Annotated in this window: 25 protein-coding genes; 16 read left to right on the forward strand and 9 right to left on the reverse strand. The window is 62.9% G+C overall.

Annotated elements, in window-relative coordinates; translation table 11 throughout:
• The first annotated feature begins 8 nt into the window (after positions 1 to 8).
• Together LQD11_RS00770 and mazG are read left to right on the forward strand one after the other, a co-directional pair.
• Positions 9 to 575 (forward strand): YfaZ family outer membrane protein, encoded by a 567-nt coding sequence (locus LQD11_RS00770; RefSeq protein ID WP_238615812.1) that lies wholly within the window; start codon positions 9 to 11, stop codon positions 573 to 575.
• Between the two features lie 2 nt (positions 576 to 577).
• Complete coding sequence (gene mazG / locus LQD11_RS00775) at positions 578 to 1,402, forward strand: nucleoside triphosphate pyrophosphohydrolase (protein WP_238615813.1); 825 nt, start codon at positions 578 to 580, stop codon at positions 1,400 to 1,402.
• Positions 1,403 to 1,418: 16 nt separating this feature from the next.
• Here mazG and nadC read toward each other — a convergent pair whose 3' ends face one another.
• The gene (gene nadC, locus LQD11_RS00780; RefSeq protein ID WP_238615814.1) at positions 1,419 to 2,258 is read right to left on the reverse strand and encodes a carboxylating nicotinate-nucleotide diphosphorylase; all 840 of its coding nucleotides are present in this window, start codon (positions 2,256 to 2,258) and stop codon (positions 1,419 to 1,421) included.
• Between the two features lie 82 nt (positions 2,259 to 2,340).
• Between nadC and LQD11_RS00785 the strand changes: the two genes are divergently transcribed.
• From LQD11_RS00785 to LQD11_RS00795, 3 genes are read left to right on the forward strand one after another with little or no spacing between them, the layout of a single operon-like run.
• Entirely contained in the window at positions 2,341 to 2,478 is a 138-nt protein-coding gene (locus LQD11_RS00785; RefSeq protein WP_238615815.1) for a hypothetical protein, read from the forward strand.
• A complete protein-coding gene (locus LQD11_RS00790; protein WP_238615816.1) occupies positions 2,475 to 2,822 on the forward strand; it encodes a P-II family nitrogen regulator in 348 nt (115 codons plus the stop codon). Before LQD11_RS00785 ends, LQD11_RS00790 begins: the two co-directional genes overlap by 4 nt.
• Positions 2,823 to 2,836: 14 nt before the next feature.
• Positions 2,837 to 3,235: a CBS domain-containing protein gene (locus LQD11_RS00795; protein ID WP_238615817.1), complete on the forward strand. Its 399-nt coding sequence runs from the start codon at positions 2,837 to 2,839 to the stop codon at positions 3,233 to 3,235.
• Between the two features lie 76 nt (positions 3,236 to 3,311).
• Here LQD11_RS00795 and LQD11_RS00800 read toward each other — a convergent pair whose 3' ends face one another.
• Entirely contained in the window at positions 3,312 to 4,928 is a 1,617-nt protein-coding gene (locus LQD11_RS00800) for a methyl-accepting chemotaxis protein (protein ID WP_238615818.1), read from the reverse strand.
• Positions 4,929 to 5,286: 358 nt separating this feature from the next.
• Here LQD11_RS00800 and LQD11_RS00805 point away from each other — a divergent pair, with 358 nt between their 5' ends.
• Complete coding sequence (locus LQD11_RS00805) at positions 5,287 to 6,924, forward strand: fatty acid--CoA ligase (protein WP_238615819.1); 1,638 nt, start codon at positions 5,287 to 5,289, stop codon at positions 6,922 to 6,924.
• Between the two features lies 1 nt (position 6,925).
• Here LQD11_RS00805 and LQD11_RS00810 read toward each other — a convergent pair whose 3' ends face one another.
• The 6 genes from LQD11_RS00810 to LQD11_RS00835 all read right to left on the reverse strand — a co-directional run bounded on the left by LQD11_RS00810 (position 6,926) and on the right by LQD11_RS00835 (position 12,749).
• On the reverse strand, positions 6,926 to 8,230 hold the full coding sequence (locus LQD11_RS00810) for a DUF3422 family protein (RefSeq protein ID WP_238615820.1): 1,305 nt from the start codon (positions 8,228 to 8,230) through the stop codon (positions 6,926 to 6,928).
• Between the two features lie 17 nt (positions 8,231 to 8,247).
• On the reverse strand, positions 8,248 to 8,685 hold the full coding sequence (locus LQD11_RS00815) for an ACT domain-containing protein (RefSeq protein WP_090209239.1): 438 nt from the start codon (positions 8,683 to 8,685) through the stop codon (positions 8,248 to 8,250).
• Positions 8,686 to 8,712: 27 nt separating this feature from the next.
• A complete protein-coding gene (locus LQD11_RS00820; RefSeq protein ID WP_008932551.1) occupies positions 8,713 to 10,047 on the reverse strand; it encodes a phenylacetate--CoA ligase family protein in 1,335 nt (444 codons plus the stop codon).
• Positions 10,048 to 10,554, reverse strand: a complete 507-nt coding sequence (locus LQD11_RS00825; protein WP_238615821.1) for an indolepyruvate oxidoreductase subunit beta — start codon at positions 10,552 to 10,554, stop codon at positions 10,048 to 10,050.
• Positions 10,555 to 10,584: 30 nt separating this feature from the next.
• Complete coding sequence (locus LQD11_RS00830) at positions 10,585 to 12,216, reverse strand: thiamine pyrophosphate-dependent enzyme (protein WP_238615822.1); 1,632 nt, start codon at positions 12,214 to 12,216, stop codon at positions 10,585 to 10,587.
• A gap of 203 nt (positions 12,217 to 12,419) precedes the next feature.
• Positions 12,420 to 12,749 carry a high-potential iron-sulfur protein gene (locus LQD11_RS00835; protein WP_238615823.1) on the reverse strand — a complete coding sequence of 110 codons (330 nt, stop codon included), beginning with the start codon at positions 12,747 to 12,749 and terminating at the stop codon, positions 12,420 to 12,422.
• A 219-nt stretch (positions 12,750 to 12,968) separates the two neighbouring features.
• Here LQD11_RS00835 and LQD11_RS00840 point away from each other — a divergent pair, with 219 nt between their 5' ends.
• The 3 genes from LQD11_RS00840 to LQD11_RS00850 are packed head-to-tail and all read left to right on the forward strand — an operon-like array spanning position 12,969 to position 15,408.
• A complete protein-coding gene (locus LQD11_RS00840) occupies positions 12,969 to 13,358 on the forward strand; it encodes a nuclear transport factor 2 family protein (RefSeq protein WP_238615824.1) in 390 nt (129 codons plus the stop codon).
• Entirely contained in the window at positions 13,358 to 13,927 is a 570-nt protein-coding gene (locus tag LQD11_RS00845) for a lipocalin family protein (RefSeq protein ID WP_238615825.1), read from the forward strand. Before LQD11_RS00840 ends, LQD11_RS00845 begins: the two co-directional genes overlap by 1 nt.
• Complete coding sequence (locus LQD11_RS00850) at positions 13,924 to 15,408, forward strand: helicase HerA-like domain-containing protein (protein ID WP_238615826.1); 1,485 nt, start codon at positions 13,924 to 13,926, stop codon at positions 15,406 to 15,408. Before LQD11_RS00845 ends, LQD11_RS00850 begins: the two co-directional genes overlap by 4 nt.
• Here the strand turns inward: LQD11_RS00850 and LQD11_RS00855 are convergent.
• Complete coding sequence (locus LQD11_RS00855; protein ID WP_238615827.1) at positions 15,405 to 16,349, reverse strand: class I SAM-dependent methyltransferase; 945 nt, start codon at positions 16,347 to 16,349, stop codon at positions 15,405 to 15,407. The two genes, LQD11_RS00850 and LQD11_RS00855, sit on opposite strands and share 4 nt — an antisense overlap.
• A 110-nt stretch (positions 16,350 to 16,459) precedes the next feature.
• On the opposite strand from LQD11_RS00855, the gene LQD11_RS00860 reads away from it, so the two are divergent.
• The 7 genes from LQD11_RS00860 to casA all read left to right on the forward strand — a co-directional run bounded on the left by LQD11_RS00860 (position 16,460) and on the right by casA (position 26,965).
• The gene (locus LQD11_RS00860) at positions 16,460 to 18,757 is read left to right on the forward strand and encodes a putative bifunctional diguanylate cyclase/phosphodiesterase (protein ID WP_238615828.1); all 2,298 of its coding nucleotides are present in this window, start codon (positions 16,460 to 16,462) and stop codon (positions 18,755 to 18,757) included.
• 18 nt (positions 18,758 to 18,775) lie between these two features.
• On the forward strand, positions 18,776 to 20,776 hold the full coding sequence (siaA, locus tag LQD11_RS00865; protein ID WP_238615829.1) for a biofilm regulation protein phosphatase SiaA: 2,001 nt from the start codon (positions 18,776 to 18,778) through the stop codon (positions 20,774 to 20,776).
• 48 nt (positions 20,777 to 20,824) lie between these two features.
• On the forward strand, positions 20,825 to 21,373 hold the full coding sequence (gene siaB / locus LQD11_RS00870; RefSeq protein WP_238615830.1) for a biofilm regulation protein kinase SiaB: 549 nt from the start codon (positions 20,825 to 20,827) through the stop codon (positions 21,371 to 21,373).
• 30 nt (positions 21,374 to 21,403) lie between these two features.
• On the forward strand, positions 21,404 to 21,799 hold the full coding sequence (siaC, locus tag LQD11_RS00875; RefSeq protein WP_276315641.1) for a biofilm regulation phosphoprotein SiaC: 396 nt from the start codon (positions 21,404 to 21,406) through the stop codon (positions 21,797 to 21,799).
• Positions 21,792 to 22,595 (forward strand): biofilm regulation diguanylate cyclase SiaD, encoded by an 804-nt coding sequence (gene siaD, locus LQD11_RS00880; RefSeq protein ID WP_238615831.1) that lies wholly within the window; start codon positions 21,792 to 21,794, stop codon positions 22,593 to 22,595. The genes siaC and siaD overlap by 8 nt, the downstream gene beginning before the upstream one ends.
• Positions 22,596 to 22,874: 279 nt before the next feature.
• Complete coding sequence (cas3, locus tag LQD11_RS00885) at positions 22,875 to 25,463, forward strand: CRISPR-associated helicase Cas3' (protein WP_238615832.1); 2,589 nt, start codon at positions 22,875 to 22,877, stop codon at positions 25,461 to 25,463.
• The gene (gene casA / locus LQD11_RS00890) at positions 25,460 to 26,965 is read left to right on the forward strand and encodes a type I-E CRISPR-associated protein Cse1/CasA (RefSeq protein ID WP_238615833.1); all 1,506 of its coding nucleotides are present in this window, start codon (positions 25,460 to 25,462) and stop codon (positions 26,963 to 26,965) included. Before cas3 ends, casA begins: the two co-directional genes overlap by 4 nt.
• Positions 26,966 to 26,969: the final 4 nt, after the last annotated feature.

The following is a 26,969-nucleotide window of genomic DNA, read 5'->3' on the forward strand; positions in this document are numbered from 1 at the left end:
ACACCTCTATGCGCGCAAAACTGCTGGCAGCGGCCTGTTTGATGGGGATGGCCCCCATGGCCTCGGCCCACACCCTTGACATCTATTTGAGCAAGGAAACGGCCCAGTTCAACTTCATCACCGACTCCAGCGCCGTCGGGTTCGGCGGCGCCGACCTGTTCTTCGGCCTGTTCTTTAATGAAGACAGTGATTACATGCTGACCACCGGCATGCACGTACGGGGTGTCCCCGCCGGCGAGCAGCCGCTGACCTTCGGTGTCGGCGGCAAGCTCTTTTTCGGGTTTATCGATGAACCGGACGACAAGTTCCAGGCCCTGGGGTTGGGGGGCGAGGTGAGGTACACGATACCGGCCAATACGCCCATGTACTTTGCCCTGGAAGCCTACTATGCCCCGCCCATCACCAGCTTCGGCGATGCCGATGATCTGTGGGACGTTTCCCTGCGCTATGAACTGGAAGTGACGCCGGGCGCGGCCGGATTCATCGGTTACCGGCGGATCGAGACGGATCTGGACTACAAGAAGAACTACAAACTGGACGACAACATTCACTTCGGCATCCGTTTCAGTTTCTAGCCATGAAACCCTCATCATCTCCCGCACTGGATGAGGTTCTCGGCATCATGGCCCGACTCCGGGATCCGGAGCGGGGCTGTGCCTGGGATCTGAAGCAGACCTACGACAGCATCGTCCCCCATACCCTGGAAGAGGCCTATGAGGTGGCCGATGCCATTGCCCGGCGCGATTTTGATGAGCTGCGCTCGGAGTTGGGGGATCTGCTGTTGCAGGTGGTGTTTCATGCCCGGATGGCGGAAGAGGAGGGGCGTTTCGATTTCAATGATGTGGCCCGCACCCTGGCGGACAAGCTCATCCGCCGTCACCCCCATGTTTTTGCCGGTGTCCGGTTTGAATCGGAAGACGTCCAGCATGCGGCCTGGGAGACGGAGAAGGCCCGGGAGCGGGCCGACCGTCAGGGCGCAGGCAGCGGCGGAAATGAACCGGCATCCGGTGTTCTGGACGGCATTGCCCTGACACTCCCGGCCCTGGCCCGTGCCGCCAAGATCCAGAAGCGTGCCGCCCGGGTGGGGTTCGACTGGGCCGATGCCGCTCCCATCCTGGACAAGATCCATGAGGAACTGGACGAAGTGCGGGCGGAGATGGGGGCCGGAGCCCCCCATGCCCGCCTGGAGGACGAGCTGGGGGATGTCCTGTTTGCTGTGGCGAACCTGGCCCGCCACCTGAAAGTGGACCCCGAGGCGGCCTTGCGGCGCACCAATGCCAAGTTCGAGCGCCGTTTCCGCTTCATGGAGGAGACCCTGACCCGGGAGGGCAGCCGCATGGAAGACGAATCCCTGGAGGCCCTGGAAGCCCTCTGGCAGCTGGCCAAGACCCGGGTGGGCTAGAGAAAGAAGAAAAGGATCAGGCCTCCAGGCGCAGGGACAAATCCACCGCCTGGATGTGCTTGGTCAGGGCGCCCACGGAGATGAAGTGCACGCCGGTCTTGGCGATTTCCCGGATCCTGGACAGGTCCACGCCGCCGGAGGCTTCCAGCTTGCAACGATCGCCCACCATGGCGACCGCGGCGCGCATCCCTTCCAGGTCGAAGTCATCCAGCATGATCACATCGGCGCCGGCCTCCAGCGCCTGACGGACCTCGTCCAGGGTTTCCGTTTCCACTTCCACCTTTACCTGGCCGGGCAGGGCGCGGGCCTGTGCCACGGCTGCGGCAATGGAGCCGGCGGCCATGATGTGATTCTCCTTGATCAGCACGGCATCGTAGAGACCCAGGCGATGGTTCATGCCGCCGCCGCAGCTGACCGCGTATTTCTGTGCCAGACGCAGGCCGGGCAGGGTCTTGCGGGTGTCCAGGATATTGGCGGGAGTGCCGGCCACGGCATCCACATAGCGCCGGGTCCGGGTGGCCGTGGCCGAGAGGGTCTGCAGGAAATTCAGCGCCGTGCGCTCCCCGGTGAGAATGGGCCGGGCCGGTCCGCTCAGCGTGCACAGCCGGGTGTCGGGCTCCACCGCCTCGCCTTCCCGGCAATGCCAGGTGATTTCCACCGTCGGGTCCAGTTGTCTGAAGGTCTCGTCAAACCAGGCCTGTCCGCAGACGATTGCCTGGTCCTTGCAGACCACATGAGCCCGGCACCGGGTCTGTTCCGGGATCAGGCCGGCGGTGAGGTCGCCGCCTCCGATATCCTCGATCAGGGCCAGTTTGACGGATTCGCGAATGATTTCGTGGGGCAGTTTAAGGGACATGATCGCCTTTTGATTCTGAATGCTCCGGTCAGGGGGCAAGCATACCTCAAATGCCGGTCAAGCCCATCACGGACTGACCGGATTGCAGCATGCCGACCCGGGCGGCTTTCCGGTGGCGCCGGGAACGCGTCTTAAAATCATCGTCTTCCCGATCATCGGCGTGATGATCTATGCTACCGCGGTTGAACTCACCACTGGGTGGAGGGAAGCTGAATCATGAAGTTTGCCGTTCTGGTGGCCATTGTGGCCGACAACCTGGAAGAAAAGGCCATCGACGTCGCCAAGCAGGCGGGGGCCGGCGGGGTGACCATCATCGATGCCCGGGGGATCGGCGCCAAGGAGAAGAAAACCTTCTTCGGCTTGACCTATGAGGGCAGCCAGTCGATTCTGTTGATGGTCCTGGAGAAGAAATTGTCCCTGGCGGTGATGAAGGCGCTGCGGGATGAACTGGATCTGAAGTCTCATAGCCACGGCGTGGTGTTCACCGTGCCCCTGGAGCATATTGCCGGTATCGACATGCGCCAGATCGAACAGTTTGAAGACCGTCTCAAGGACGAGCTGTAAGCCCGAGGTAACCCATGTTGGTCAAAGATATCATGGTGAAGGACGTGGCGATGATTTCCCCCCTCGCCACCATTCGCGAGGCCATGCGCGAGATGCGCCGGCACCAGGTCAAGTCCCTGGTGGTGGACAAGCGCTACGAGCATGATGCCTACGGCATCATCACTTATACCACCATCCTGCGCACCATCGTGGCGGAGGAAGGGGACATCGACCTGATCAATGTCTACGACGTCTGCTCCAAGCCGGTGATCAGTGTGCCGGAGGGGCTTGAGGTCAAGCACGTGGCCAAGCTGATGGTCAATCAGGGGATTCGCCGCATCGTCGTGCTCAAGGACAACACCCTGGTGGGGCTGGTGACGATGAACGACATCGTCGCCTCCATCCTGGAGATGTCCGAGGTGGACGCCGAGTAATTCATCACGGCCCCCATTCGGTGGAGTGGGGCTGATGGTCACGCGGGGCGGGCCCATGGCCCGCCCCGCGCCGTTTTCACACCTTGAACCGGCCCACCAGATCCTGCAGTTCGTCCGCCAGTCGGGCCAGCTGTTCGGAGGCGAGGGTGGTTTCCTCCGCGCCCTGGGCGTTGAGTTCGGCCGCATCGGAAATGCTGGTCACATTGCGGTTCATCTCCTCGGCCACGGCGCTTTGCTCCTCGGCGGCACTGGCCACCTGGGCGTTCACGTCGCTGATGGTGGTGACCGCCAGGGTAATGGCATCCAGCGAGGCATCCGCCTGGGCGGCGCTGTCGCGGCTGGCCTGGGCCGACTGCCGGCTTTCGTCCATGGCCGTCACCGCGCGACGACTGGCCTGCTGCAGCCGTTCGATCATGGCCTGAATCTCCTGGGTCGAACTCTGGGTGCGGTTGGCCAGGGAGCGGACCTCGTCGGCCACCACGGCGAAGCCGCGACCGGCCTCGCCGGCACGGGCCGCCTCGATGGCGGCATTGAGCGCCAGCAGGTTGGTCTGTTCGGCAATGCCCCGGATCACGTCCAGCACCTTGCCGATCTCCTCGCTGCCGTTGTCCAGTTCACGGATGACATCGGCCGCCTTCTGCACTTCCTTGGCCAACTGCTCGATGCGCTTCATGGTGCCGGAGACAACATGCTTGCCTTCCTGGGCCGCCTCTTCCGCCTGCCGGGTGGAATCCGAGCTTTGCTGGGCGTTGCGCGCCACCTCATGGGCGGTACTGTTCATCTCGTTCATGGCGGTGGCCAGCTGATCGATCTCGCTGCGCTGGCGGGAGACGCCGTCGTTGGTGCGCTCGGTGACCGAGGCCAGATCACTGGCGGCCCTGGCCAGTTGACTGGTGGACTGCAGGACCCGGCTGATCAGGTCGCGGAAATTGTCCATCATGGCGTTGAAGGCCTGTGCGGCCTGGCCGATCTCGTCCTTGCCGTGGATGGGCAGACGATGGGACAGGTCGCCGTCGCCCTGGGCGATGCCCTGCAGCCCGCGGGTCATTTCATGCAGGGGGTTGGTGACGAAGCGGCGGGTGAACAGGAACAGGAACAGCAGCACCGGCAAACTGATCAGGGTGGCCACGGCAAGGAAGTTGAAGCCGAACCGACGCGAGGCGGTATTGACATCCTCAAGGCTGATCTGCAGGCTCACCCCGCCCAGCACCGCGCCCTCCGGCGCCACCGCGTGACACAAGGTGCAGTTCTTGCCCAGATACTGGCGTGAATTGAGTACCGGCATGACCGCCCGCAGGGTGGAGCGATCTTCGGAAAGGGCAATGTAGGGCTCTCCGGTTTCCAGCACGTTGCGCTCGATGGCATCCCGGGGTCTTTCATGCTCGCCGCCGGGACCGTACTGGCGGGAGACGTTATCACCGCGCAGCACCCTGAGATCGTGGACGTTCTGGAGTTCGATGATCTGGTCGAGGAATTCGGCACGCCGATTGATGGTGCCGGTGATCATCATCGTGGTCAGGCCGGCCATGGTGATCTCATGCAGGGTCTCGGAAAAAGACTCTGCCTGACGAACGGCCGTTTGCCGCTGTTCCTGGACCGTCCAGAAGGTCATGCCGCCCCAGGCCAGCACCAGGATGAGCCACATGGCCCCCACCAGGCGGACCCAGATCGGCAAGTCATTGATACGCTGCATGTTGGTTCCCCAGGATACCCATTGATCATTGCGGCACTGCCCTGAACAGCCCCTGCATGGAGTAGATATCGGCCGCGTTGGCAAGAAGTTGATGGCCTGTTGCCGGCAGAGTCGCGCGGCAAGGCATTTTTCCGGATCGACAGTACTCGTCCCGTGGTGACACATCGGGCCGATCCTTGGAAACATCCTGTCGGGAAGGCTAATGTGGACTGTACGACGGCTTATTGTGCGCCGTATCGGGCGATCAGGTTTTGAGTTTTGTCATTGAGCCCCATTACCGGCAGAGAATGTCCGACAATCGGTGCGGATGCATCCTGTATAGTCTCAGGCAACGTTGCCCACAAGGAGATTTCATGCCATGCCCATGGGTTCCCTGCCTGCGCTGCTGATCAAGCACCTGCTGTTTTCTCCCGTCCATTACGATCCGGCGCAAGAGATCGTCTACAAGGGCGAGCATCGTTTCAGTTATGCGGAGTTTCGGCAGCGGGTCGCCCGGCTGGCGGCCATGCTCAAAGCCCAGGGCGTCGAGCCGGGGGATACTGTGGCGGTGATGGACTACGACAGCCATCGTTACCTGGAGTGCTACTTTGCCGTGCCCATGATCGGGGCCGTGTTGCACACCATCAACGTGCGACTGTCCAGCGAACAGCTGGTCTATACCATCAGCCACGCCGAGGATGATCTGATCCTGGTCCACGACGAGTTCATCCCCTTGCTGGCCCCGATCCGCGGCCGGATCGAATCGGTGCGGAAGTTCATCCGGCTGACGGATGAAACCTCCGACGAAAGCGACGATCGGGTCGATCCGGCGGGACTGAATTTCGTGGGTGAGTACGAGCAGCTGCTGCAGGCGGCACAGCCCCTGGAGACCTTCCCTGACCTGGACGAGAACACCCGGGCCACCTGCTTCTACACCACCGGTACCACGGGTCTGCCCAAGGGGGTGTATTTCAGCCATCGCCAGCTGGTGCTGCATACGCTGACCAGCCTGCTGACTCTGGCCTCCAACGGCACCCAGGGGCGTTTTCACCGGGAAGACGTCTACATGCCCATCACACCCATGTTCCATGTCCATGCCTGGGGCATCCCCTACATGGCCACCCTGCTGGGGGTGAAGCAGGTCTATCCGGGCAAGTACATCCCTCACCAGCTGGCCCGGCTCATCGAGACGGAAGGGGTCACCTTCAGCCATTGCGTGCCCACCATTCTGCACATGCTGCTCAACGATGCGAAGAATGCGGACTGTGACCTCTCGCGCTGGAAGGTGCTGATCGGCGGTTCCAGCCTGTCCAAGGCCCTGTGCCGTCAGGCCATGGGCCGTGGCGTGGACATCTATACCGGTTACGGCATGTCCGAGACCTGTCCCATCCTCACCCTGTCCCAACTGAGCGATGACGAACTGGCATTGCCGATGGACGAACAGATCGATCGCCGGGTCCGCACCGGCCGTCCGCTGCCGCTGGTGGCCTTGCGCGTGGTGGATGCCGAGGGCAGGGAAGTGACGGCCGATGATCATGCCCCGGGCGAGGTGCAGGTCCGTGCGCCCTGGCTGACCCGTGGGTACCTGAAGGACGAAAAACAATCCGAGCGTCTTTGGGCCGGTGGCTGGCTGCATACCCACGACGTGGCTTGCCGCGACCATACCGGCAGCATCCGCATCACGGATCGCACCAAGGACGTGATCAAGGTGGGCGGGGAATGGCTCAGTTCCCTGGAGCTGGAAGATGTGCTCATGCAGCACCCGGATGTCTCCGAGGTGGCGGTCATCGGACAGCCGGCGGCGCGTTGGGGCGAGATCCCCCTGGCCCTGGTGGTGCCCCGTGCCGGCACCGAGCCGGGTGAGCGCGAACTGACCCACCATGTCCGTGAGTTCGTGGACAAGGGCATGCTGCCCAAGGAGTCCATCCTGCTCAAGGTGCGCTTCGTGGATCAGGTGGACAAGACTTCCGTGGGCAAGACCAACAAGGTGGCCCTGCGGGAGAAATACCTCACCTGATCTATTCGCCGTGTCCCTGCATCAGGCGCTTCTTCACCCGTTTGAGGAAGAACCAGGCACTGAGTACCACGATGGGCATGGCAATCCCCATGCCCAGGGTGGCGTTGACGGGCAGACCCTGGGACTCCAGGCCCTTGAGCAGATACCCCACCAGGCCCACGCCGTAATAACCGATGGCGATGACCGACAGGCCTTCCACCGTCTCCTGCAACCGTAGCTGCAGCTTGGCGCGGCGGTCCATGGATTCGAGCAGGTTGCGGTTCTGGGCCTGCAGGCTCACCTCCACCCGAGCCCGCAGCAGGGCGGTGAGACGGGCCGCCCGCTCCGCCAGGTCCCGTTGCCGGCTGCCCACGGATTCGCAGGTGGCCACCGCCGGCGCCAGCCGGGCATCCAGGAATTCGGTGAAGGTCTGCAGGCCGACGATACGCCGCTGACGCAATTGTTCCAAACGCTGCTTGACCACCCGGTAATAGGCCTTGGAGGCCTCGAAGCGGAAGGTGGTCTGGGCCGCCGCCGACTCGATTTCCGCTGCCAGGCCGGTCAGTTCCGCCAGCAGTCGGCTTTCCACCGGCTGGCCCGGGGTCTGGGAGGGTTGCTCCGTCATGACGGCGGCCAGTTCCGCCAGACGTCGGTCCGCCATGTCCAGGGTGCGGCTGACCTTGCGTGCCACGGGCAGGGCCAGCAGGGTCATGGAGCGGTAGGCGTTGAGTTCCAGTACCCGCTTGACCATGCGGCCGGCCTGGGCATCGGTGAGGCCTTCGTTGCGCAGCAGGATGCGGGCATAACCGTCGGTGTGGATGCGCAGATCCGACCAAGCCCGTCCCAGTCCCCCCACCACTTCCGAGCCGATGATGATGTTGTGACCGAACAGCTCGGCCAGTTCCGCCGGGCTGCGTTCGGGCATGTCCTTCGACTCCAGCGCCACGGAAACGGCGCTGACCAGCTCCCCCGGAGAGGCCGCCAGCCACTGGGGCGGCAGCCGCTCGATGACCGGGTTGTCAAAGGGGTGCGTGTAAGGTCCGGGCTCGGTGAAGGTATAGGTGACGAACTCGGTATGCCGCTCCCAGTGCAGGCGGATGCCGCCCAGATCCGCCACGTGGTACTGACCCACGGACTCCGGCACCGGGGCACCGAAGAACTCCAGCAGCTTGATCAGGTGCCCGGTATTGCGGCCGCTGCCCCGTTCCCCGCAGATGAAGGCCAGGTGCGAGACCCTGGCCGGTGCCTTGATGGGCTCAAAGGTACGGGCATGCAGCTCGGTGGTGACCGCATGGCGCAGGGGGTGTTCCTTGAAGGGCAGCGGCATGGCCGTGAGCGTCCTGTTTATTCCACCGCGGCGAAGAGTGCTTCGGCTTCGATCACATGGCAACCGGCGGCCGAGAGGGCGTCGATGGCCCGGTCCGGTTCCTCGAAGCGGAAGATCAGGGCGGCCCGGTGGTTGCGCCGCAGGGAGAAGGCGTACATGTACTCAATCTTGAGTTCCGCCTTGCCGGCCGCTTGCAACACCTCGGCCAGGCCGCCGGGACGGTCCTCCACGTCCACCGCCACCACCTCGGTGAGCTTGACCACCCAGTCATCCGCCTTGAGTACCTGCGCGGCCCGCTCCCAGTCGCGCACGATCATGCGCAGGATGCCGAAGTCCGAGGTGTCCGCCAGGGACAGACTCAGGATATTGATGCCTTCCCGGGACAGCAGGGCCAGGGGCTCGGCCAGGTGCCCGGGACGATTCTCCAGAAACACGGAAAGCTGTTGCAGCTTCATGAAGCGATACTCCTTGATGCGGGCCGACTAGATGGCACGCTTGTCGATCACCCGCTTGGCCTTGCCTTCGCTGCGGGCGATGGTGCGGGGTTCCACCAGGCGCAGGGCCACGCGGATGCCGATGATCTGCTCGATGGCCTTGGCCAGTTCGGCGCGGACATCCTCCAGGGCGCGGACCTTGTCGCTGAAGACCTCGGGCGTCACTTCCACTTCCACCGCCATCTGGTCCAGGCCATGGTCGCGGGTGAGGATGATCTGGTAGTGGGGCAGGGTGCCTTCCACCGCCAGCAGCGCCGCTTCCACCTGGGACGGGAACACGTTCACACCGCGGATGATGAACATATCGTCCGAGCGGCGTCCCACGCGACGGATACGGCGCAGGCTACGGCCGCAGCCGCAGGTCTCGGTGATGATGCGGGTGATGTCGCGGGTGCGGTAGCGGATGATGGGCATGGCCTGCTTGCTCAGGGTGGTGAGCACCAGTTCCCCTTCCTCGCCGTCGGGCAGCACCGCGCCGGTCTCCGGATCGATGATCTCCGGGTAGAAGTGATCCTCGAAAATGTGCAGGCCGTCCTGGTGCTCGCACTCGCTGCCCACCCCGGGGCCGATGATCTCCGACAGGCCGTAGATGTCGTAGGCCCGGATGCCGGCCCCTTCCTGGATACGCCGGCGCATTTCCTCGCTCCAGGGTTCGGCGCCGAAGATGCCGGTGTGCAGGGGCAGTTCCCGCAGGTCCAGCCCCATGTCGTTGGCCCGTTCGATCACATGGATGAAGTAGCTGGGGGTGGCGCAGACGGCGCTGACGTTGAAGTCCTTCATCACCATCAGCTGGCGCTCGGTGTTGCCGCCGGAAACGGGGATCACCGTTGCCCCCAGGGCCTCGGCCCCGTAGTGGGCGCCCAGACCGCCGGTGAACAGGCCGTAGCCGAAGGCGTTCTGCACGATGTCGCCCCGGTGCAAGCCGCAGGCGGCGAAGGTGCGGGTCATCACCTCGGCCCAGACATTCAGGTCTTCACGGGTGTAGGCCACCACAATGGGCTTGCCGGTGGTCCCGGAGGAGGCGTGCAGGCGCACGATCTCGCTCATGGGGCTGGCAAACAGGCCAAAGGGGTAGGTGTCGCGCAGATCCACCTTGACGGTGAACGGCAGCTGGGCGATGTCGTCCAGGGTCCGGATGTCCGCCGGGGTCAGCCCCCGCTCCCGCATGCGGGAGCGGAACAGGTCCACGTTGTCGTAGGCGCGGGTCACCACGGCGCGCAGGCGCCGTAGCTGCACTTCCCGCAGGCGTTCCACGGGCAGATAGTCGGGTGCACTGGCAGGGTGGAATCCACCCTCCACGTCGTTCCAGCGTTCGCTCAGCATTCAAACCCCCTCGATCACTTCCGGGCGGGACAGTCCCGCCCCCAGTTTGCGCCCCAGGGCAAAGGCGTGTTCATTGACGGCATGGAGCTTGGGCGGGAAGCATTGATGGATGGCCGCCACCCATTCCTGTTCGGAGAAGTCCATCACCATGGAGGCGGCACCCAGCAGGGCCACGTTCAGGCTCTTGCGATTCTTCAGCTCGCCCTCCGGGATCAGGTCCGGAGTGATCAGGACGCCGCCGGGACGCAGCCAGCCCAGGTTGAGATCCACCTGAGTGGATTCGAACACCATCAGGAAATCCGCCTCGCCCATGGGCACCATGGGGCTGAGGACCTGTTTGCCGAAGCGCACGTCGGTGGTGACGGAGCCGCCACGCTGGCTCATACCGTGGACTTCGCTCTTCTTGACCTGCAACCCGCTGGAGAAGGCGGTGGTGGAGAGCAGGTCGGATGCCTTGACCACGCCCTGTCCGCCCAGGCCGGCCAGCACTACGTTGGTAACTGCCATTGATGATCCCCTAAAGATTCGTTGGATGGGTCATTCCACCGGTGCGGCCGCACAACCGGCAGCACAATGCTTTTCCGCCTCGGCCTTTTCCAGCTTGCGGATCAGCGGTGCCGCCAGGATGCAGGGCCGCTCGGCGATCAGCACGGACAACTCGTCCCGGGCCATCATGTCCTTGAGGATCTCCTCGAACTTCGCTTCATCCTTCTGCGGATCCACCACCTCGACGTTCTTCACGCCCATGGCCTTGCACACGGCCACGAAGTCCATTTTGTTGGTCGGTTCGTGGTTCAGGCTGCGGCCGGTCCCCGGATGTTCCTGGCGTCCGGTCATGGCGGTGGTGCTGTTGTCCACGATCAGGACCACATGGCCGGTGGGCGGCGGGTTGTACACCATTTCGGCGATGCCGGTCAGGCCGGAGTGCACGAAGGTGGAGTCACCGATGACGCTGACCACCCGCCGGGCCTCGGCCTCGGGCAGCACATGCCGCAGGCCCAGGCCCACGCCGATGGCGGCGCCCATGCACACGCAGGTGTCCATGGCCTCAAAGGGAGGCAGCACGCCCAGGGTGTAGCAGCCGATGTCGCCGGCGACGATGCAGTCCAGGCGGCTCAGGGCCTCGAACACCTCCCGGTGGGAGCAGCCCTGGCACAGTTCCGGGGGTTTGCCGCGGGGACGGGGCGCCTCGGGGCTCACATCGCCGGCGATGATGCGACGCACCCGGGTCACGTTCAGTTCACTGAAGCGGTACATCTCCGGCTTGCCTTCCACCTTCAGTCCGGCCACCGTGAGGGCTTCGTACAGCAAATGATCCCCTTCCTCAATGACGATGCAGCGGTCCACGCTGTTGACGAAGTCGGTGATCATCTGCATGGGCAGCGGCCAGGTCAGTCCCAGGGCCAGCACGGTGGCATCGGGCGCGGCCTCGCGGGCGTGCATCACCGAGATGCCCGAGGTGATGATGCCCAGGGACTTGTCGCCGGGATAGATGCGGTTCAGACCGCTCTCTTCGTTCCAGCGGGCGATTTCTTCCATTTTGGCGCGGACCTTGTGGTGCGCCGGACGGGCATAGGCGGGAATCATCACGCGGCCGGGGATGTCCCGCTCGAAATGAGGCGCCATGGTGGACGGCCGGGGTTCACCCGGAATCACTTCGGTCTTGGCGTGACAGATGCGTGTGGTCATGCGCAGGATCACCGGGACGCGCCAGCGCTCGGAGAGTTCGAAGGCGGCCAGGGTGAAGTCATAGGCCTCCTGGGAATCGGAGGGCTCCAGCATGGGCACGATGGCGGCACGGGCGTAGTGGCGGTTGTCCTGCTCATTCTGGCTGGAGGCCATGCCCGGATCATCGGCGGAGATCAGCACCAGGCCGCCGGTCAGGTCGATGTAGGCGGCGGTGAACAGGGGGTCGGCGGCCACGTTCACACCCACGTGCTTCATCGTGACCAGGGTGCGGCCGCCGGCAAAGGAGACGCCCAGGGCCACTTCCAGGGCCACCTTCTCGTTGGGGGACCACTGGGCGGGTCCGCCGATCAGGGAGAAGGCTTCCAGGATCTCGGTGGAGGGGGTGCCCGGGTATCCGGTTCCGAGGCGTACACCGGCATGCAGGGAGGCCAGCGCGACTGCCTCGTTGCCGCTCAACAAAAGACGTTCGGTCGATGCCATGGTTTAGCTGCTCTATGTAGACATTGGGGCCACACCCACTGTCCGGCAGGCCGGAAAGGCGGGCAGACAGCCCGGAAGTCTACATCATTCAGCGTGTGGGGCCACCCTTGGCTGGGTCAATTTTGGCGTGCCCTCAAATCCATGGCTCTCCCCCCAATCCCTCTCCCGCGAGGGGAGAAGGAGATGAGGGGAGGGGGGCGACCTTACGACCGCGCCACCCAGGCCGTGCACCAGCCCTTGGCGGCCACCTGCTGGCCGGGGAACACGGCACAGGGACCCCAGTCACCACCGGTATCGGTGTACAGCAGACAGTTGGCGCAGTTGCTACCTTCCACAAAGGCCGGATGGTCCACCGTGGCGGCATCATGGCGATAGGCCAGGGCCTGGGCCGTGTCCGAGTTCTCGTCCACCTTGGCGGCGGCCTGTGCGGCGGTGGCCCAGCCCAGGGCGCCCACCACCGGAACAGCCACCAGGCCATAGGCACCGAACTGCAGGAAACGGCGGCGGCTCACGTTGTCGTTCAGGGTTTTCATGGTCATTCTCCTTCTCGCTGAAGTTTCAGAACACTGGCCGGGGAGATGACGGTCCTTCCTCCAGCCTCGGGTACAGTTTCCTCCCGCATGGCTGAACACAACATGAACGAGACGAAGGCCACGTGTCGGACCCGGCACGTGGGTCGTGCCTTGCTCCCTTGACACCCCCGGGTGCCCGGGCTAGCGTCAATCGCTACCGTGAGAGGTTGCCTGGATCCAATGACGTCATTTGCCGAACATCCGGCCCCGGCAACGGTGGTCGATCATTATCTGCAAGCCATCGAGCGGCATGACTATGACCGTGCGCGCGCCTTGCTGGACGAGCGCTCATTCCGCTACGTCAGCCCCATCAGTCGCTTCGATGACGTCGAGCGTTTCATCGAACACATGTCGCTGACCGGCGGCATCCTGCAGCGCATCGAGATCCGCAAGCAGTTCGTGGATGGGCCTGATGTGTGCCATTTCATGGTGTTCCATGTCCAGATCTCCGAAAAGATGAAGGTCGACGTGGTGCAGTGGGTGCAGGTCAGGGAAGGGCGTATTGCAAGGATCGAAGCCCTGTTCGACGCCCATCCCTACCGCATCCTGTTTGAAAGCGAGGCAAACTGATGAACTACGGGCTTTCCCACAACACCCTGTCCGTGTGGGCGCGTCTGTGCCTGTCCGCGACGGCCCTGTTCCTGCTGGCCGGCTGCACCGGCATCCCCAAGGGCGTGGAGCCGGTCCGGGGGCTGGAGGCCGAACGCTATCTGGGTACCTGGTACTCCATCGCCCGGCTGGATCATTCCTTTGAACGGCGCCTGACCGATGTCACGGCCCATTACGAACTGCGCGAAGACGGCGCCATCAGCGTGCTCAACCGGGGCTATCACCCGGATCGGGAGGTCTGGCGGGAGGCGCGAGGCGTGGCCCGGTTCATTGAGTCTCCCACCGTGGGCCGCCTCAAGGTATCCTTCTTCGGACCGTTTCATGGCGCTTACAACATCATTGCCCTGGACAAGGACGACTACCAGTACGCCATGGTGACCGGTCCCACCCGTTCCTATCTCTGGATCCTGGCGCGCAGCCCCGAACTGGACCCCGACGTGGTCCGGCGGTTGGTCGCGCAGGCCCGGGAACTGGATTACGACGTGGACGGACTCATCTACGTGACCCATGAACAAGGAGACCGCCCTTGAACGCACATCCCCTGCTGATCGGTGCCGCGGACGGCCACCCGGTGGCCATCACCCCGCGCATGGCCAATCGCCACGGCCTCATCGCCGGCGCCACCGGTACCGGCAAGACCATCACCCTGCAGACGCTGGCCCAGTCCTTCTCGGACCTGGGGGTGCCGGTGTTCGTGCCGGACATCAAAGGTGACTTTTCCGGCATCGCCGTCCCCGGCCAGATGAATGACCGGGTACGGGAACGGGCAGGGCAGGTGGGCCTGGATGACCTGGACATGCACGGCGCCCCCACCGTGTTCTGGGATGTGTTCGGCGAACAGGGCCATCCCCTGCGCCTGACCATCGCCGACCTGGGACCCACCCTGCTCAGCCGGCTGATGAACCTCAACGAGACCCAGAGCGGGCTGATGCAGCTGGTGTTCCGGGTGGCCGACGACAACGGCTGGCTGCTGCTGGACCTGAAGGACCTGCGCGCCATGGTCAACTGGGTGGGGGAGCAGCGTCAGACCTTGAGCCGTACCTACGGCAACATCGCCCCCGCCAGCCTGGGGGCCATCCAGCGCAGTCTGCTCACCCTGGAGTCCCAGGGCGCGGAGCAGTTCTTCGGTGAGCCGGCGGTGACCCTGGAGGATTTCCTGCAGACCGACGAGCAGGGGCGGGGCGTGGTCAACATCCTGCACGCGGAGCGTCTGTACCGGGCCAGTCCCCTGGTGTACTCCACCTTGCTGCTGTGGCTGCTGTCGGAGCTGTTCGAGCAGTTGCCCGAGGTGGGCGACGCGGACAAGCCCCGTTTCGTCCTGTTCTTCGACGAGGCCCACCTGCTGTTCAAGGATGCCCCCAAGTCCCTGACCGACCGCATCGAGCAAGTGGTGAGGCTGATCCGGTCCAAGGGGGTGGGGGTGTATTTCGTCACCCAGAATCCCCTGGATCTGCCCGAACCGGTGCTGGGGCAACTGGGCAACCGCATCCAGCATGCCCTGCGGGCCTTCACCCCTCGGGATCAGAAGGCGGTGAGGGCGGCGGCACAGACCTTCCGGGCCAAGCCGGGCCTGAATACGGAGGCGGAGATCCTGTCCATGAGCACCGGCACCGCTCTGGTTTCCGTGCTGGACGAGCGGGGCCAGCCCACGCCGGTGGAGCGCACCCTGATTCGCCCCCCCGCCAGCCGCATTGGCCCGTTGAACGATGCCGAGCGGCGGGCGCTGATTCAGTCCTCGCCCCTGGCGGGTGTCTACGACACCCCGGTGGATCGGGAATCGGCCTATGAAATCCTGCAGCGACAGGCGGAAGCGGCCCTGAGCGAACCCACCACGACGGTCACCACCCAGCAGGCGGCGCGCAGTCGTCGCGGCAGTGGCGGCGGTGCATCCCGGCGGGGCGACAGCGTGCTGGCGGCCACCGCCAAGAGCACCGCCCGGGCGGTAGGCACCCAGATCGGGCGCCAGATCGTGCGGGGCCTGCTGGGTTCTCTAACGGGGAAGCGGCGCTAATCCTCCAACCGCCGGATGATCCAGCATCGGTGCGGTCGGCCGCGACCGAAATCCTCGGGCACGGTCTGCCGGGTGATCTCCTCCACCCGGCAGGGGGCCAGTTCGTCCTCATAAAGCTTGAAACCGCGCCGATTGTTGGAAAAGAACAGCTCCCCATGGGCCGAAAGCAGACCCAGGCAGCGGTTGATCATCCAGGCATGATCCCGCTGCACATCCAGTGTCGCCGTCATCTTCTTGGAATTGGAAAAGGACGGCGGGTCCATCACGATCAGGTCATAGCGCCGGCCCAGTCGCGGCGCATCCTCCAGCCACTGCATCACATCCACCCGCTCCAGCCGATGACGCGTCAGGTCCAGCCCGTTGAGCTGGAAATTCCGCAACGACCACTCCTGATAGGTCCGCGACAGGTCCAGGGTTAGACTCTCCGAGGCGCCCCCGGCCGCCGCATGCACGGAAAAACTCCCGGTATAGGCAAACAGATTCAGAAACCGCTTGTCCTGACTGCGTTCCCGCACCATCGCCCGGGTTTGGCGATGATCCAGGAACAGCCCCGTGTCCAGATAGGCGTGCAGGTTCACCGAGAACCTCAGTCCATCCTCCGACACGATCAGCTCATCACCTTCCTGCCCGGTCTTCTCATACTGCTCGGTCCCTTTCTGGCGCCGCCGGACCTTCATCGCCAGCGCCTCCGGCGACAGCCCGAAAACGGCCCCCACCGTCTCGCGGACCTCCTTCAGCCAGGTGTCATAGGCGGCGTCATCCGCCTCCCAACGGGTCTCGTAAACCTGCACATGGGGGATGCCGGCGTACACATCCACCGCCACGGGATACTCCGGGATGTCCCGGTCATAGACGCGGAAGCACTCGACGCCTCGCCGTCTGGCCCATTTTGACCAGTGGCGAAAGTTCTTGGATAAACGGTTGTGAAAAGGTGAATTCATGGTTCGGATATGCTGCGATTATGTATCCTGTGAATCAAGCGGTTTTATCACCACTCGGGGGAGGCATGGACAGGCTGTGGCTTCGCATCGCTGCCACTGTGGCAATACCCATGACGGCATTTCTGATCATGGCGACCATTGCCCTTGGGGAGCATCATCAACGCCACGAGGAGCGCACCCGCATGATCCAGGTGGCCCAACTGGCCCTGGACGGCAAGGCCCTCATTCATGCGTTGCAGGCGGAACGGGGCAGCACGGTCGGTTATCTCAGTGCCCTGGATAATGACTTTCGCGCGATCCTGGACGAGCATCGGGATGCCACGGACCAGGCACTGCGCCGCTATCAGCGGGATGAAACCATTTATCAGCGGGTGACCGGCGCCGACCTGGCGGTGTTCCGACGGCAACTGGAAGAAGGCGCGGTCCGGCTGGAGGCCCATCGCGAGCGGGTGGACCGCCATCTGCTCCATCCCCTGGAAAGCGCCGAGCCCTATGGCCGTCTGATCGATCCCCTGATCCTGATCGCCTCTTCCACGCCCGAGGCCGGCGCCACCCCGGGCATGCTGAGCCTTCTGGCCGCCTACCGTCGCTTGCTCATGCTCAAGGAACAGGCCGCCCGTGAACGTTCCTTGGGCAGTGCCTGGCTGACCGCCGGCACCCCGGATCCGGTCATCTTTCGTAATTACCTGCAGCGGGTGGCGGTCCAGGAACTGCAACGCAGCCAGTTTCTCAAGCTTGCGCCCGACATTTACGTGGACAGACTCCATGCCTTGGAGCAACAGCCGGCTCACCAGGAAGTGATGGCCATCCGCGCCGCCATCACCCAGCAGGGCGAGACACAAAAGCCGGCCGGGCTGAACGGTTTGCATTGGTTCCAGGTCACCTCGGAGCGGATCGACGGACTTCATCAGCTGGAGCGAACGCTGGTGCGCGACATCCTCGATACCGGCCGCGACATCAAGGCCGCCAGTCAGCGTCAATGGATCACCTTGCTCGGCGTCACCCTGGCTCTCCTGATTCTCACCCTGGCGCTGTCCCTGACCATTGCCAGGACGCTGTTGCAACGCCATGACCGACACGCACAGGCCATGCAGCGCATCCAGTTTCTGGCGTCCCACGACGCCCTCACGGGCCTTCCCAATCGGGATCACTTCAAGGAACACTTGAACCAACTGCTGTTCCTGGCTAGATCGGAAAAGCGGTCCCTGGGCGTCTTCCTGCTGGACCTGGAAGGGTTTACCGACATCAACCGCATCTGGGGGGAGTCGGTGGCGGATGAACTGCTGTGCCGGGTATCGGAGCGTCTATGCAGACTGATGGGGCCGGATGTCCTGATGGCCCGCATCTATGGTGATCAGTTCGGCGTGGTGCTCTACGATTCTCCCCAGCTGGACAACCCTGAACACCTGGCGGCGGATCTGCTGGGGGCCCTCCGGCCCCCCGTGGAGATCGGCCCCCGACGCATCGAGGTCAAGGGCAACATCGGCATCGTCCTGTGCCCGCCGTATCCCACTGATGCCTCGGAACTGCTGGCCTATCTGGCCTTTTCCGTGCAGAACGCCAAGGACGACCTGCTGCGTCGTCACAGCATCTTCGAGCCCGTGATCATGTCCCGTCATAGCGAATTGCTGCAGATGGATCGTGACCTGGAATGGGCCTTGGAACATGACGAATTCGAGCTGTACTACCAGCCCAAGGTGGATCTGGTTACCGGCGCGATCGTCAGTGTCGAAGCCCTGTTGCGCTGGAACCATCCCGATCAAGGGATGATTCCCCCGAACGTCTTCATCCCCCGCGCAGAGGCCAACGGCAGTATCATCCCCCTGGGCGAACAGGTGTTGCGCAAGGCCTGCCTGCAATGTCAGGCATGGCGCGAGCAGGGGTTTGAAGATCTCACCGTGGCGGTGAACCTGTCCGCCGTCCAGCTCTACCAGGCCAACTTCGTCGAACAGGTGGAGCGTGCCCTGGCCGACACCGGCCTGCCCGCCGAGGCGCTGGAGCTGGAACTGACGGAGAGCTGCCTGATGGAAGACATGGACGTGGCGGAACGGATACTGCGGTCCCTGTGCACGCTCGGGGTGAGCTTGTCGGTGGATGATTTCGGCACCGGTTACTCCTCGTTGGCCTACCTGCGTCGTTTTCCGGTGAGCAGCCTCAAGCTCGATCAGCGCTTCGTCAAGGAGCTGGAAATGGGCGGGGAGGCCGAACTGATCGCCGGGGCCGTGCTGGCCCTGGCCCGTAGCCTGTCGCTGATCACCGTGGCGGAAGGCGTGGAAAACCACTATCAGGCCAAGTGGCTGCATGAGCGGGGCTGCCACCAGGCCCAGGGGTATCTCTATGCCCGCCCCATGCCGGCTTCCGCGTGCTTGACCCTGATGCAAAAACGGGAGGCATTCGATGTGCCCTGACGTCCCCGGAGATACCGCATGCTGAAATACCCCCAGGGCCTCAGAGCCAAGTCCATACTGGCCCTGGCACTGGCCTGCCTGGTGGCCCTGGTCCCCGCCGGTCTCCTGGGCTGGCAACTGCTGGAAGGTGTTCGTCAATACTTCGGCGAGGCCTTTGCCGAGAACTTCACGCGCCTGAACCGGGAACGGATTCTGGCCCCCGTCTCCCGGGACCTGGCCCTGTCCATGCGCCTGGCGGACTCGGAACTGTCACGCCGGTGGCTGCTGGATGAAGACAATGCCGAAAAGCGGGCGATGTTCTTCCTGGAGGCGGAGGGGTACCGTCGCGACTTTCGTGACGCTTCCTATTTTCTGATCAGTGCCCTGACCAGCCATTACTATTTCAACAGTGCCGACCAGCCATTCAGTGATCAACCCCGCTACACCCTGGACCCGGACAAGCCCAGTGATGCCTGGTTCTTCAACACCCTGGAACAGGCGGCCGACTACAACATCAACGTCAATCCGGATCTGGAACTGGGTACCACCCGGGTCTGGCTCAATGTCCTGGTGCTGGATGGCGAACGCCGCATCGGCCTGGCCGGAACAGGCCTTGACCTGAGCGGCTTTCTGGAGGATTTCATCCATACCCGCCCGGTGGGCGTGACACCAATGATCCTGGATCACGGGGGTGCCATCCAGGCCCACCCGGACCCGACGCTGATCAGCTTCGCCTCCACCACCACGGGCGCCGTCAACGGATACACCCTGGCCCGACGCCTGCCGGACGACCTGCAACGCACCGAGCTGGCCCAGGCCATGCAGCAGGCCCGGGAACGGATCGATACCGTGCCCCTGCTGTCGGTGACCCTGGACGGACGTGAACAGTTGCTGGCCCTGGCCTACATCCCGGAGCTTCAGTGGTATGTGGTCACCGCGGTGGATCTGGCCGCGGCCGCGGTGATTCGGGAAGCCTGGCTGCGGGCCGGTCTGCTGGTGGTGGCCCTGGTACTGCTGATCCTGTTGATCGGGTTTGGTCTGGCCGTGGATCGCATTGTGCTGCGTCCCCTGCGTGAGCTGCAGCAATCCGCCAGCGCCATGTCCCAGGGGCGCTACGACCTCCAGCTCCCCCGCGCCGGCAAGGACGAGCTCGGCGATCTCGCTCGGGCTTTCGGGCGCATGGCCGAACAGGTGAAAAGTCATACCGATGAACTGGAAGGGCGGGTGGAGGAGCGCACCGCGGAACTGCGCCAGGCCAACCAGGAAATGGCCACGGCCCAGCGCCAGATTCAGGCGTCCATCGACTATGCCAGCCTCATCCAGCGGGCCATCCTGCCGGATAACCGCATGGCGGATCTGCTGGGTCCCCATCACTTCGTGCTTTGGCGTCCCCGGGACGTGGTGGGAGGCGACTTCTACCTGTTCCACAATGACGGCGAACGCTATCTGATCGGCGTGGTGGACTGTGCCGGACACGGGGTACCCGGCGCCCTGATGACCATGCTCGCTCGGGCCGCCCTGGATCAGGCCATCAACACCCGGGGCATGGCCTCACCGGCGGCCGTGCTGCACCATGCGGACGGCATCGTGCGGGAAATGCTCAAGGATGCCGAGACCACCCAGGCCATTGCCACCCACATGGATGCGGGACTGGTGTTCGTGGATCGGGGACGGGGTATCCTGCGTTACTCGGGGGCGCGCATCAGTCTTTATCATAGCGATGGCCACGAGGTGGAGATCGTCAAGGGCGGGCGCCGAGCCCTGGGGGATCGTCGGGTGGGGCAGTACGAAGATACCGAACTCAGACTGGACCCGGCCGCCACCTACTACCTGGTGACCGATGGCTACCTGGACCAATCCGGGGGGGATCTGGGCTTCGGGCTGGGGACGAGCCGTTTCAAGGCGCTGCTCATGGCCCACGCCCGCCGCCCCATGGCCGAGCAGGCCGCCGCCCTGGATCAGGCCCTGGATGATTACCGTGGCAAGCATGATCAGCGGGATGACGTCACGGTATTGGCCTTTCGCGTCGACCAATCCTGATCCAGTGGAAATGCCGCAAGTCAAATACGCAACGGGGTAACACACCTTATGTCCGAGATCGACCTGTTCAGCCTGCGACGCCAGTTCAACGAGGACCATATCCTCCTGTGCTTCAACGGCCCCATCTCCCGCAGCCTGATCGAAGAGATCGGCAATGCCCTGAGAAACTATCTGGAGGCGGATAACGCACTCCCCGGCGCGGCGATGGATGTCTTCGGCATCTATATTGAACTGACCCAGAACATCCGCCACTACGTCACCCGCATGGGCTACGATGAGCGTGATGGCTCCGCCACCGTCATCGTTGCCCGCAACGGTGCCGGGCGTTACGTCATCATGGCCGGTAACATGGTGGAACGGGAAGACGGCGAACTGCTGCGAAACCGGGTGGAGGAACTGGCGGCCATGGACAAGGCGGAACTCAAGGCGGCCTACAAGGCCCAGTTGCGCAAGCCCCGTGACGAGGGCGTGCTCAGCGGCGCCGGCCTGGGGCTGGTGGATGTGGCGCGGAAATCCCTGGAGCCGCTGTGCGCCAGGATCTCGCCGGTCAATGGTGGCGACGACCGGGTGTTCTTCAGCCTGCGTGCCGTCATCTGAACTATCATTATCAAAAAAAGATACATGCTTATGTCGTCAGTGATCCACGAACTGGAAATCCCCGGCACTCAGTCCACCCCCGCCATTGCCACCGACCGGGCGCGGGGGCGATTGCACATGGCGGGTAATTCCTATCCCGAGAACTCCTTCGAATTCTTTGCCCGGATTTTTGCCTGGATCCAGCAGTACCTGGATGAGACGGACGGCCCCCTGCACCTGGAGCTGGAACTCATCTACATGAACACCAGCAGTGTGAAGGCCATGATGGACGTCTTCGACATGCTCGAAGAAGCCCATGCCCAATCCCGGGAAGTCCGGGTGAACTGGTATTACGATCCCCGCAATGAACGGGTCATGGAAATGGCGGAAGAATTCCGCGAGGACTACACCTTCCCGTTCCAGATCCTCCCCACCGCCGATGACTAGGCCATCCGGTTCGATCAAGGATGGCAAGATCCTGTTGGAACGTATCCAGGCCGCGTTGGAAGAGCCCGACCACGCCCGTCATCCCCTCAGACCCTTGCTGGAGGAAGTGAGTGCTCACATCCTTGGTCAGAATCAGCGCATGGAGCGACTGCTGAGGATATCGGACGGCTACCATCTGCTCGAACACAACCAGAGCCTGACCCTGGCCGAGCGCTGCGAAAAACAGCTCAGGCGCATGGAAAAGCTCGCCCGCATTTCGGACCAGTACCAGCGCAATCTCTGGGAAGTCACTGAAACCCTGCGTCAGGCGGCCAACCAGGATTCCCTGACCGGACTGGCCAACCGACGTTTTCTGATGGAGCGGCTCAAGGACGAGACCCAGCGCGCCACCCGCAAGGATACGCGTCTCGCCATTGCCCTGATGGACGTGGACCACTTCAAGCAGATCAACGACCGTTTCGGCCACGAAGTGGGCGACGTGGCCCTGTGCGAGATCGCCGGTGCCGTTCGCCAAGGCGTGCGGCGTTACGATGTGTATGGCCGTTGGGGCGGGGAAGAATTCCTCCTCATGTTGCCGGATACGAGGCGGGATGAAGCGATGATGGTGCTTGAGCGCATCCGGCAGACCATCTCCACCCTCACCGTGGGCGAGGATGATCCCATCCGGCTTTCCGCCAGCTTCGGCGTCACCCTGCTGCGCTCGGGAGAAGACGTGGACGAAGCGCTGAAGCGGGCGGATGACGCCTTGTTCGAGGCCAAGCGGGCAGGGCGGGACCGGGTGGTGGTGGGGGATTGAAGGCGATTCACCGGCGCTGCATACCTGTTCGGGTCTTTGCCCATCACTCCCGCGAAATACCTGTTCGGGTCTTTTCCCGTCACTCCCGCGAAATATCTGTTCGGGTCTTTTCCTGTCACTCCCGCGAAAGCGGGAGACCAGCAGCGGGAGATGGAGGCAGTGCAGTGTTCTTCGGCGCGCGCTTCGCTGAGCATCTGGCGCAGTCAGGTGGAGTCAGTCGAATTTGAATGAATTGCGGCTTTTTGTAACACATTACGCTTGACGAATAAGGAAATTCTCATGTTGCGAAAACGTGTGTCTAGGGGTTCTGAATGTAGGGCAGTTTCTTTCGAAAAGTGCCCTGCCAAGACCTACCAGAGAGTTGATGGGGTCAAAATTGAAGGCCACTCTGTTCTTGAGCACTGCCAGATCGTCGGCGAGGTGGCACGAGCGCTGATTGCTCGCTATCCATCTGTGCTGCGTAACGCCCTGTTTCCGCCGGGCGCGGAGATGGCCGCGTCTGGGCACGATATCGGCAAGGTCAGTCCCTGCTTCTACGAAAAACTGCGCCGTGCCTGCAGCCAAGGGCAGACAGTCCTTGAGCCTCTGCCCAACATCAACCCGGATCTTGAAAAACAATGGGGTGGCCATGCAGGTGTCAGTCAAGTGACTGCCAAGGCACTTGATGCGCCGCCGTATGTGGCAGAGATTCTCGGTCAGCATCATGGCTTCTCTCCACCTGTTGCAGGTCTCAAGGCGGGTGATGATATTTTTGGCGGGCCACTTTGGCAGCAGGAACGCGCAGCGCTGGTGGCCAAGCTGAAGACGTTGCTCGACAGTGACTGGCCGCTCATCGAATCAGTGTCGCAGGCACGCCTGTTGGCTGGGTTGACTTCGGTGGCCGACTGGATCGGCTCGGGGTCTTTTTTTGAAGACCCAGCGCAGCCGTGGCGGGAACGCATCGAACCCGCACTGGATGACGCCGGTTTCATCCGTCCCGACTATCAAACAGGCCTTTCGTTTGAACAGCTCTTCGGCTTTACTCCTTACCCGGCTCAACAGCAGTTGATTGATGCGGTGGCCGGCCCAGGAGTCTATGTGCTGGAAGCACCGATGGGCGTGGGCAAGACCGAGGCATCACTGTATGTCGCTTACCGTATGCTCGCTGGCGGCCAGGCCAGTGGCATCTATTTCGCCCTTCCAACCCAGTTAACCTCCAACAAGATCTACGAGCGCTTCAACGAATTCCTGAAGGGCATTCTTGCTCCTCAGTGTCGCCACCGCACCCTCCTGCTGCACGGTAAGAACTGGCTGATGGATACCGAAATGGGGGAGGAAGGGGGACCGGGTGGCGCCTGGTTCAATCAGGCCAAGCGGGGACTGCTGGCACCTTTCGCGGTCGGTACCATTGACCAGGCGCTGATGGCGGCGATGAACGTCAAGCATGGATTTGTACGTGCCTTCGGGTTGGCTGGCAAGGTGGTTATTCTCGACGAAGTGCACACCTACGACGCCTATACCAGCACCCTGCTGAATGCCTTGGTCGAACTGCTGCGCGAACTCCATTGCACCGTCATCATCCTCAGCGCCACGCTGAATCGTGAGCGCCGCCAGCAACTGGCGGGTGCCGTGGTCAGGAATGAGTCCTATCCGCTGATTACCGCTGTGCCGCGCCGGCAGCCTGTGAGTGAGTGGCCCGTTCCTAGTGGAGCGAGCCATACAGTGAATGTGCATTTGCGCGACGCGCAGCACGCGGCACTGGCCGAGGCCCTGGATCGGGCCAGTCGCGGCCAGCAAGTACTATGGATCGAGAACACCGTAGTGGAAGCGCAGGAGCGCTATCTTGACTTGGCTGCTCGCGCTGCCGAACTGGGTGTCGCCTGTGGCCTGTTGCACTCCCGCTTTACCGCCGAGGATCGCCAGCGCATTGAGGCGTCTTGGGTCAGCCTGTTCGGCAAGAGGGGCTGGCAGGAGAGGACAAGGCAGGGTCGGATTCTGGTCGGCACACAGATCCTCGAACAGTCGCTGGATATCGACGCCGACTTTCTGGTCAGCCGTTTTGCACCGACCGACATGCTACTGCAGCGCCTGGGCCGACTGTGGCGGCATATCGGAACACCGCGTGAGCCTGAGGCCCGTTGCGAAGCCTGGATATTGGCGCCCGACCTAGCGCAGGCGATTGACGCGCCGCTCTCCGCGTTTGGCAGCAGTGCTCATGTCTATAGCGCCTATGTGTTGTGCCGAAGCCTGGAGGTTTGGCAGGGGATCGACTCGCTGCGCCTGCCGCAGGATATTCGCGCGCTGATCGAGCAGACCTATGCCCAGCGTCAGGAAGACGGGGCCATGGCGCGGTGGTTGCACGAATTGGACAACGGCACGCCGCGGCGCAAGGGTCGCAGGGCCCTGGCCCAGCTGGCCCGAGTGACCCTGGCCGAGGATGGTAAAAACCTGTCGGACAGTGAGGCTCAAACCCGCCACAGCGAATCGGAAGGTGAAGAGGTGCTGCTGCTGCGTGCCACCATGCCACTGCCGGAGCAGAGGACGACGCGTCTGATTCTACTTGATGGTCGGCAGTTGCTGTTGCCCTGGGACCGACATAAATTGGACAAGCGTGGATGGCGCGAACTCAGTGTCTGCCTGATGCGGCAGATCGTGCCGGTGCCTGTACAGGCGGCGCCGGAATGTCTGCCTGTTGATACCTTGAAGAAGATGGGCCTGCAGCACTGTTTTTATCTGGGCAATCCTGTCCAGGAAGAATCCGTCTTGCGAGTTGTGTTGGTCGATGAAACCAGTGTGCTGCAGGGTCTGCAGGGCGCCCAGGTGCATCGGAAACATATCCTGGAATATCGTGACGACCTGGGCTATCGGGTGATCAAGGAGCATGGATGAGCAATATGGAAAACCACTTCAATCTGGTTCAAGAACCCTGGATACCAGTCGCCGGTATCGGGCGCGTCGGTCTTCGGAAAATCTTCGAGAATCCGCAGTATCGCAGTCTCGGTGGTCATCCGGTACAGCGGATCGCCTTGATGAAATTGCTGCTGGCCATCGCCCAAGCGGCAGCAACACCGGCTGATGAACAAGCCTGGCGATCACTTGGCGCCGAAGGACTGGCGCGTAGTTGCCTGGCCTATCTGGATCGCTGGCATGAGTATTTCTACCTGTATGGCGAACGACCGTTCCTGCAGATGCCGGCCGTTCGCGCAGCGGCTCTGCAGCGCTATGGTGCAGTATTACCGGAGATCTCTACCGGTAATACCACGGTACTCAGCCACGGACAGGTCGAGCGTCGGCTGGATGACGGGGAAAAAGCGCTGTTGCTGGTCAGCCTGATGGCCTTTGCCCTGTCGGGCAAGAAGACTGACAACAGTGTGGTGCTGACCCCCGGCTATGCCGGCAAGCGCAACGACAAGGGCAAGCCTTCATCCAGTAAGCCGGGACCTGCGGTGGCGCACATGGGCCTGCTGCACAGCTTCTTGATCGGTAGCAACCTGCAGGAAACCTTGTGGCTCAATCTGTTGACGGACCGTCAGGTCGAACAGGCGATGATCTTCCCGGGCGGAGTCGGTACGGCACCCTGGGAGTGCATGCCGGTGGGCGAGGATTGCCCGGTTGCCCAGGATCTCAAGCAGTCGTTGATGGGCCGCCTAGTGCCGCTGTGTCGATTCTGTCTGCTGGCTGAGGAAGGCCTGCACTACTCGGAAGGGTTGGCACATGCCGGTTACAAGGAAGGTGTCTATGACCCCAGTATGGCGGTCAATCATTCCGGCAAGGAGCCCAAGGCGCTGTGGGTTGATCCGGAAAAGCGCCCTTGGCGCGAACTGACTTCTCTGCTGGGTTTCATTGAACAGGGGCATCCGCGAGGCTTTCAGAGCCTGCAACTGCGCGCAGGGCTGGACCGTGCTCGCGACGTGACCAAGGTCTTTGCCATCTGGTCGGGTGGTTTGCGGGTCAGCAGCAATGCCGGGGAGCAGTACGCTTCCGGCGTTGACGATTTCGTCGAGTCCCAGGTTTGGTTACATAGCAACATGCTCGGTGAACCGTGGCTTATCCATCTCAAGATGGAGATGAATGCGCTGGGGGAACTGGCCAAAAAGTTATACGGTCGGGTGATGGCCTTCTTCAAGGAACAAAATGTGGACGGGGGCAAGCTGGCTACCCAGGCCTCGACCCTATTCTGGCAACTTTGTGAGCGCCACTTCCAGCAACTGGTAGATGCCTGCGAGCCGGACGAGCAGGGGGCCGAACAGCGCCGCCAACTGCGGTTGATTTTCGCAGGTTATGTTCAACAGGCCTACGACCGCTTCTGCCCGAAGGAAACCGCCCGGCAGCTGGATGCCTGGGCAAAGTGTCGACCGAACAACAGCAAATATCTGCGTCAGGAGGCGTAAGGGG

The sequence above is a fragment of the Ectothiorhodospira shaposhnikovii genome, assembly GCF_022227765.1.
In the GTDB taxonomy this organism is placed as follows: Bacteria; Pseudomonadota; Gammaproteobacteria; order Ectothiorhodospirales; family Ectothiorhodospiraceae; genus Ectothiorhodospira.